Origin of the sequence: Blautia sp. AF19-1 (assembly GCF_003479155.1) — a bacterium.
Classification (GTDB): Bacteria; Bacillota; Clostridia; order Lachnospirales; family Lachnospiraceae; genus Fusicatenibacter; species Fusicatenibacter saccharivorans.
In genome coordinates, this window is the sequence record NZ_QUGQ01000041.1 from 1 (window position 1) to 6,607 (window position 6,607).

The 6,607-nt window shown below is 33.4% G+C and carries 5 protein-coding genes; all 5 read right to left on the bottom strand.

What is annotated here, in order from left to right; genetic code table 11:
- Positions 1-42: 42 nt before the first annotated feature.
- Positions 43-1,371, bottom strand: coding sequence for an AIPR family protein (locus tag DWX26_RS16365; RefSeq protein ID WP_118601775.1), 1,329 nt, complete (start codon positions 1,369-1,371; stop codon positions 43-45).
- A 45-nt stretch (positions 1,372-1,416) separates the two neighbouring features.
- Positions 1,417-3,426, bottom strand: a complete 2,010-nt coding sequence (locus DWX26_RS16370; RefSeq protein ID WP_117762106.1) for an AlwI family type II restriction endonuclease — start codon at positions 3,424-3,426, stop codon at positions 1,417-1,419.
- Positions 3,411-5,330: a Dam family site-specific DNA-(adenine-N6)-methyltransferase gene (locus DWX26_RS16375; protein ID WP_117762107.1), complete on the bottom strand. Its 1,920-nt coding sequence runs from the start codon at positions 5,328-5,330 to the stop codon at positions 3,411-3,413. Before DWX26_RS16375 ends, DWX26_RS16370 begins: the two co-directional genes overlap by 16 nt.
- Positions 5,330-5,548, bottom strand: a complete 219-nt coding sequence (locus DWX26_RS16380; RefSeq protein WP_008705144.1) for a helix-turn-helix domain-containing protein — start codon at positions 5,546-5,548, stop codon at positions 5,330-5,332. Before DWX26_RS16380 ends, DWX26_RS16375 begins: the two co-directional genes overlap by 1 nt.
- A 141-nt stretch (positions 5,549-5,689) precedes the next feature.
- Positions 5,690-6,439, bottom strand: a complete 750-nt coding sequence (locus DWX26_RS16385) for a TRM11 family SAM-dependent methyltransferase (RefSeq protein WP_199676811.1) — start codon at positions 6,437-6,439, stop codon at positions 5,690-5,692.
- Positions 6,440-6,607: the final 168 nt, after the last annotated feature.

A 6,607-nucleotide genomic window follows, 5' to 3' on the forward strand; every position in this document is an offset into this window, starting at 1 on the left:
ATGAAATTCGCAGTGTAGTTTTGTGCAATTTTTCAAATTTGCTCATTTATAGTATACGAAAATAATATGTTCTGCAGTTAATTGATCCGAAAAAATATTTGTGTATTCTTTATCCTCGTCCCATATCAATTTCTTTGAGTTATAAGCAGTTACACAATCTCCATGAAAAGCCAATAAAGTTTGTGCAACCAAATATGGATCAAAGACTTCTTTGTTTCTAACCCTTGTACTATCTCTTCTACCACCGCTATAATACAGTTGTGGATATTTTTCAAACTCTTTTCTAAGTCTTACTTGTTGTTTATCATTACTTCTTAAATCAGATGGCAAAATTTCATTTTGTTTATTGTTATTATTAATAATTTCTTCTATGATCTTAGGATCACTACATACAATAAAACGTATCGGCACAAGAAAATCTTCTTTTAAGCTTTCAACAGCTCCAATAGCTCCCGTTGATTGTGCTCCATTAATAATAGTTATTCCATGTACCTTTGTTATATTGTCATCATCTATTTCATAATCATTCACTAATGCTGTTAATCCATTGTTATATGCCCAAAAATTTTCTGGTTGCTCTTGCACTGTGTCCATAATTCCTAAATTAATTTTATTTTTTCTTTTTCCCGCCCCTAAATAGTTTCTTGGATTTCCAGAAAAAAGATCATCTTTATACATTAAGTAAAGTTTTCGTATCCAGCTACCTTTTACAGCTGTTACACAAGATTTCCACTTTCCTCCCTTGACTTCAAAGGCTTTTCCATTTCCTTCTACATCAATCTCTTCTTCAATTGTAATTCGTTTACTAGAGCTATTATACCAACGTTCAATCGTATCATTTCCAACTTCTAACGAAACTATTTTAACAGAATTATCTCCAGCCAAATTATTTACCAATTTTTGTGCTGCAATCTGAACAGTATTCAATTCCTCCTGAACTTCTGGATTATTTTTTTCATTCATATTATGAACATACCAAAAATAAACTGTGTTAATATCGCCATCTTTAATAGCTTCTTGTAACTCACTAACTGAATCTTTTATTCTATCTGGTATATCATTTATATCTCTCGTAAAAATCCATGATGCTGCCGTATTTAAATCACTTGCTTTATTTACCTTCGCCAAGTCTGTTTCCGTCGGATTTTTCTTCATATAAGCTTGCGCCACAACTGCAAATCCCGAATCTCTATCTATATAAATCAAATCACACTTTTTATCATCACTTCCATCTGTCAACGCTTCCGAAGCAACTGATATTATATCTTCAATGTCATATCTCAATTGTAACGCATACAATAACAATGAATTATCTCCATATAAATCGACCAAATCAGTTCGTCCTTTATAATTACTTATATAATTATACATTATCTACTCCTTATCTTATGCAAAATTATACTTTTTATCCTTCATTTACAATATCTTTACACATCCCTCACTAAACACTTTAGGAAAACATAATGGTATTATTTCATTTTGAAAAGCAACCACATATGCACGTATTATACCTTCGCCATATCTTTCATGCAATATAGTTTTTCCATCTGCATACAAACTAATTTCATCTGGAATCCCCACTAAATATGGAATTTTTTTATCTTTCACCTTTGCTTCGGGAAAATACACATCCATTGCAACCACTCGTCCTTCGCCATATATCAGATGACATATGTTTGCTCCTGGTGGCACTATCGGTAATTCTTTACTTTTACTTACTAATGGTCCTTTTTCCATTCTTTTTATTTTTTCATCAACTGTATTCCCTATATATGCCTTCCATCCCGGTGCATTCAAAATATCTCTTCTGGTTTCACATAGCAAAATCAATTCTCGTAGTTTTTCTGGATTAGCGTGACCTGTTCTAAACATCGCCATAAAATATTCCCGATACTGGGCTAATGTTAGTGGAACAATGTCCAATCTCTGCTTTAAATCTCCTCGTGCGTACCAAATTCCATGTCTAAATGTTTCCGCCGTATTGGTATCTATTTTCACAGCAATAAACATTCCATATACTGGCTTATCATATTTTAAGACAGCATCCGACACATGCCTTCTTACAGGTTCGCCCTCCATTGCTTCTTGGCGTGATGACGTAGACATCGTGACTTCCGTTAAGATTGTAAAGTCATTAAATTCGCAATATAGATCGCCTTTTCCTCCACCAGCGGCAGATACTGGAAGAAAATCAGAATCTAATTTAAATCCTCTTACCTCATAAGGTTTATTGACCATGTGATCAATAGCTAAAGAAGCTCTCCATAAAATCCACTCCAAATATGCCGGAGTCTCATCTTTTGGTACTTCAATAACATTATCATCATCGTATGTACGCTTTCCTCCACCTTTAATCAATAACTCCATATAATCTGCTATTTCCTGCCATTGATTACATTGTTCTTTCGCATACTGGATTTCATCTGTTTGAGATAAGATATTTTCTAAACGTCTTCTTGCAATATTGATTTCTGCTGCAGTATTCAATGGTAGATCATTAATGTTAAACAGAATTTGTCTACCCTTCATCTGCTTTATTAAATCATTTAATAAAGCCTTGGCGGTATCCATATTATCCGTTGGTAATTCTGCACCTTCGCATAATCTCTTGTACTGAACCATTATTGGTTCTTCATTTGATGTCGACTTTGCCAATTTTTCAGCCAAAATATGTTTAGCCGGGACAATAATCATTCCTCTTCCTTTTCGTTGTAAAATTCCTGAAATGCGTAAATATCGCATGTTCATGTCACTATATTCTTTAAAATTGTTAGCTTTTTTATTATAGTGCTTTCCACGTTCTTCAATTTCTTTTTTATCAAATTTACGTTTCGATGGTGCTTGTTTCCTACGTGCACGCAAATCTAAAATATTATTCACAACCTCTTCAACCGAATAACTCGGATTTGTTGTATGTCCCCATAATGCAAACTCTATTCTAGTAATCTCTGAACTTCCTGTTCTCCTCTCTAGCTCCAGCATGATTGCTAATATCCATCGCAATGGCGAAAAATAAGACTTTCCGTCTGGCATAGCAAATTGTTCAACACTTTGTGCTCTCAAATAACACTCCTGCACTGCTGGATATGTATCCGCCTTTAAAAAATTTCGTCCAAATGGTGTTATATCGTCCACTTTACCTAGTTTTTCTTGACTACCATCTTTCTTTTTCACTTGCGGATAAATAAATCCATTCTTTGAAAACATTAATCGCCATTTTCGAGCATGACTACCGGATGTATCTTTTCCATCTTCGTTTTGAATAATTCCCTGAGTATTTAAAAAATTCATAAAATCAATTTCATTTTCTTTTCGAAGATTCCCCACATATGGCGAATTAGCAAATGCTTTAAATCCTTCTTGTATTCTATTAGGATTTCTTAATCCAGTGTTCCCTACTTGCCAAATTTCTATTTTTTCTTCCATACATCTTCTCCGTTAAATCCAACAAATAAATATTCCTGTACCTTATTTCGATTTGTCTTAGCATGTTTCTGATTTCCAAAAGAATATGTATAATCTATTGGAACTACCTCTACATGTTCTTTATATTTAGACATAAGTGCAACCATTTCATCTTGTGTTGGTTGACTATTAGAAGAATAAGATACAATCAAAATACTGTCGGAAAACTTTTTAAACAACTTATCGAATGCATCTGCAGCACCTTTTCTAGTTGAAAACGGTGTCGGATATGACTTAAATTTCTTTGTTACTGTATTTTCCTGTATTTCGACACCTTTCCAATCTCGTGCCAAACCTTCGACAAAATGATATCTACGTACATATTCATTATCTGACAATGGAGAATAATACGGTGGATCAATATATACTAAATCAGGATGCTTAATTTTTACTTCCATTGCGTCGCCATGTTTAGATTTATTTTCACAACCGTTATCGAAAATTGCATTATTGATACTTTCCACCGCTTCCAAAAATTGCTGTTCTAAAGATTTCTGTAAATCTTTTCTTCCGTCATTATACCGATCTCCGGTGTATGTAAAAATTCCTCTTGGTCTTTTCTTTGTACAAGCTCTAATCAATGCTGTCATTGCAATTGCTTTCTTATATTGATCTCTAATAGCAGCAATATTAGTCCGCAAAATATCTATTAACCTATTTTCCTCATCTTTATAATATAAGCCTCGAAATGTCTCTTCTACAAAATGATCAGACTCTTTTTTTTCAATCAACAATTTTTTCGCCTCGTCCAATGGCAATACAACATTATTGTTTTCTACCATTGCCTTGGTAAAGGTTGCTGACATTGCCATATAGTCATTGCTAATTACAGTCTTTCCCTGCGCTTTAAACATGTAACCGACAATGCCAGATCCAGAAAACAGATCCACTACTGAGTCAAAATTGAACTGTGAAGCAACCGCCCAAATTTGAGGCAATAATTTACTTTTAGAGCCCATATATCTAGTTGCTGGATATTTCATTACCTGTTCAGGTAAAGGTTTCGGAACTATTTTTAACATAGTTTTTTGTTTTGGCAAAATATCTACTATAATATCCTCGCCTTTTCTTTTACTTCCGTTACAAGAAATATACCTTTTGGTTTGGATAACCTCAATCTTATAATCCGCGTATAGCTCATGAACCAATGGATGATTAGAATTGGTCAATATTACATGGCAACCTAATTCCTGTAATCTTTTGACCTCTTTCGCTAATTCTACATGATCTTCTTCGTAAAATTGCTCTTTTGTATATCTCTTAAAATCCGAATATTCTGAAATCGGCAAGTACGGGGGATCTAAAAAGATAAAATCTCCCGGTTCTGCATATTCTTTCAATACTGACAAATAATCTCCACATGTTATAGTTGCTTTTTTCAGCACATCTGATGCAGCGAATAAAGCTTCCTCATCGCAAAAGTTTGGAGCTTTATATTTACCAAACGGAACATTAAACTGTCCCTTCTTATTGACGCGATATAAACCATTAAAACATGTTTTATTCAAATAAATCGTTCTCGCTGCTGCTTCTTCTTTTTTCAATTTGAACCAATCTAACGAACGTACTTCATAAAAATCTTCTTTAGTATTTTTGTATTTCTTTAGATATGAAATAACAGCCTCTACATTATCAGCGACTTGTCGATACATGTTAATCAATTCCGGATTACTATCTGCGATTATTGCTTTATCCGGACTTAATGCAAAAAACAGTGCACCACCACCAATAAATGGCTCTATATATTTTCCATATTTCTGAGGAATTTTAGGCATGATATCCCCTAACATCTGGGTCTTCCCACCGGCCCATTTCATAATAGGCTTTGCCTGTATCTGTTTTTCTTTCTTTAAAACTTGTTCCATCACGCCTTTTCCCTTTCAATCTCTATTATTTCCATGATATCACTAATATCACATTTTAAGGCAGTGCAAATTTTCACCAGCACATCTGTTGTAACATTTTCATTTTTTCCGAGTTTCGCCACTGAAGCATGACTGATACCTGCAGCCTCACATAAGTCTTTCTTTTTCATATCTCTATCGATAAGTAATTTCCATAATTTTTTATAACTGACCGCCATATTTTAACCTCTAAACCATTTTTTCTAAAATATTGCTATGCCGTTATTCTACCATGTGATTTCAGTCATATCAACATTTATTTCAGCGATCGCAGACTTTTTTACAAACATATGTTTTTATTCAATAAAGACTATTTCTTTTCAAATAGGATTATGATCGTCTGCTTTCTCCAATATAAAAATATATTCATGTGCCAGCATTAAGAATTTTCTTTCTTTTCCCTCCCAATAATCAGTAGAACGACAATTATGTTGCTCTTTTATAACAATTTCTTTGAGTTTAAATCCAGCATCAACGAATTTTTGCATAGAATTCATGCCCAGTGGTAGAACATAGCCTTTCTTCCGTATATCTCCAATCATAAATGCACATATTCCTTGCTTTTTTAGTACCCTATATGATTCTTTTGCAACCTGTTCCAGTTCCTGCAAAAAATTCTTATATTTTAAATGAGAAATATCTCCTGGGATTTCTTTACTATACCGTATAATATCAGCATATGGTGGGTGGGTACAGATAAGATCTATACTTTCGTCTTTTATAAATGATAAATTGTTTGCATTTCCTTGTTTGGTGAATATTTTTGATTTTTCTTGACAAGTAAAATGTAGATTTGTGTTAGATAATTTGACAGCCTCAGAATTTATATCAACGCCAATTGCATTTCGTCCTAATAACTTTGCTTCGATTAACGTTGTGCCACTGCCTAAGAATTGATCTAGTATCCAGTCTTTTTTCTTTGAATACCTCAAAATAATATTTCTAGGAATATACGGAGACCAGTTCCCTCTGTATTTTCCTGAATGTGTAGCCCAATTCCCCCTTTCAGGAAAAGACCATATTGTTGTATCTTCTAATTTGAATCTTTCTGGTGTTTCTCTTATAACAATCGCTCCCTTCTTTTTTGCTCATTATACTTCCACATTGTTTATTTGTCCATGAAAAATCTCCATTCAAATATTAATTATCAATAAATATTTGAACAGAGATTCCTTTTGCATTATAAACTATAAATGAGCAAATATCGAATTTTGCACAAACTTATCCCACAAACTTAA

What these genes read in the sequence shown, in the direction of transcription:
- DWX26_RS16365 (WP_118601775.1), bottom strand. Translation starts at nt 1,371, where the DNA reads ATGTATAATTATATAAGTAATTATAAAGGACGAACTGATTTGGTCGAT.
- DWX26_RS16370 (WP_117762106.1), bottom strand. Translation starts at nt 3,426, where the DNA reads ATGGAAGAAAAAATAGAAATTTGGCAAGTAGGGAACACTGGATTAAGA.
- DWX26_RS16375 (WP_117762107.1), bottom strand. Translation starts at nt 5,330, where the DNA reads ATGGAACAAGTTTTAAAGAAAGAAAAACAGATACAGGCAAAGCCTATT.
- DWX26_RS16380 (WP_008705144.1), bottom strand. Translation starts at nt 5,548, where the DNA reads ATGGCGGTCAGTTATAAAAAATTATGGAAATTACTTATCGATAGAGAT.